The organism is Neisseria sp. P0022.S010, assembly GCF_051956635.1.
The window spans coordinates 1-1,510 of record NZ_JBQCXF010000653.1; the positions used below are offsets into that span (position 1 = coordinate 1).

The 1,510-nt window shown below is 52.5% G+C and carries 2 protein-coding genes and 1 pseudogene; all 3 read right to left on the reverse strand.

What is annotated here, in order from left to right; genetic code table 11:
- Positions 1-82, reverse strand: a pseudogene (locus ACTHUT_RS20375) (DNAase); the annotation flags it as partial.
- A gap of 4 nt (positions 83-86) precedes the next feature.
- Entirely contained in the window at positions 87-440 is a 354-nt protein-coding gene (locus ACTHUT_RS20380; RefSeq protein ID WP_250600103.1) for a PilZ domain-containing protein, read from the reverse strand.
- 10 nt (positions 441-450) lie between these two features.
- The gene (locus ACTHUT_RS20385; protein WP_250600105.1) at positions 451-1,431 is read right to left on the reverse strand and encodes a DNA polymerase III subunit delta'; all 981 of its coding nucleotides are present in this window, start codon (positions 1,429-1,431) and stop codon (positions 451-453) included.
- Positions 1,432-1,510 lie beyond the last annotated feature (79 nt).

Below are 1,510 nucleotides of genomic sequence, written 5' to 3' on the forward strand. Positions count from 1 at the left end.
CTTCCATATTGGCAAAGACTTCGGGCAGGCGGTCTTTTAAGCCGTCAAAGTTGAGATGGCAATGTGAATCGATTAAATACATGGTATTACAGGGTAAAAGTAGTGCGGTCGCTGCGCAGGCGCGGGCCAAGCTCGGCTTCGATCAGGTTTTTGGCCTGCAGGCAGCTTTCGTGTTCGGAGAATGCAAGGCCTACGCCTTTGGGGCGGTGGGCTGAAGTGCGCGCCGGATTGATCCAAACGACTTTGGTGGGCAGGAAGCGTTTGGGGTAGTCGGCGATTTCTACGGCCAAGAGGATGTCTTCGCCTAGGGAGAGTACGTCATCGGTCGGTACGAACAGACCGCCGTGTTCTAAAAACGGCATATAGCAGTTGTACAGCAGATTGGGGTCTTTGAGTTGCAAGGCCAACATCTTCGCCGGAATGTCTTTTTTATTCATCATTTATCACCTGTTAGGGTTTGTTTTGCCAAAAATCTAAATATTCGATAAGCAGATACTCAAGCTGCATTTTAACACTCAAGGTATGGTATCCGTAAGGGTTGAGTGCGTTCAGACGGCCCAATAGGGCAAACAGCTTGCGTGAATCGGTTTTAGAGGCCGTCTGAAGCAGGGCTTGTGCATGGTGCGGATAATAAAGCGGCGCCATGTTTTGTTGTGCCAAGCCGACATCCATCAGCCACTTTTGCAGCCAGTCGATAAAAACGGCCAGCGGTTGTTTTTGTTTGTCGAACGCGGCGGCGTAGTCGAGTATGGTCAACAGGCGCGGGGCAGCCAGCAGCATCAGTAACTCTTCGCGTAATGCGTCCAATTCGGGAGTCGGCGTGAATAAAGGCGCGCCGCTGTGAAACGCCAACAAAGCTTCGGCATTTTCCACGCCCTGTTGGCGCAGATATGCCGCAGCCTGCTCATGGGTAGGCGAGGGCAGCACCATCTGGCGACAACGGCTTTTGATGGTGGGCAGGAGTTTGTCGCGCGCATGGGTAACGAGCAGGAAAACGACGTGTTGCGGCGGCTCTTCCAGAGCTTTCAACAAACCGTTTGCCGCCTGTGTATTCATGCTTTCCGCCGGATGCACCAATACCACGCGCAGGCCGCCGCGGACAGCGGTCAGGTAAATGTTTTCCACAATATCGCGCACGGCATCGATTTTGATTTGCAGGAGTTTGCGTCCCGTTGCCTCGCCTTCGGGAATTTCCGGCGTGAGTTCGTAAAAGTCGGGATGGGTGTTTTGGCTGAACAAATGGCACGAAGCACACTCGCCGCAGGGTTCATGACCGGATGTAGGCGATTCGCACAGCAATGCCTGCGCGACAAAGCGGGCAAACTCGGTTTTACCGGTATTTTCTTTGCCGGTAAACAGCCAGGCGTTGGGACGGTTTTGCCAATGAGTGGCGAGCTGTTGCCATTGGGTTTCATGCCATGGATAAATCATATCGTTTGGGAACTATAAGGTAGGTGGTTATTATACTCTCAGGCCGTCTGAAAAAGGTTTCAGACGGCCTTTAATAAAC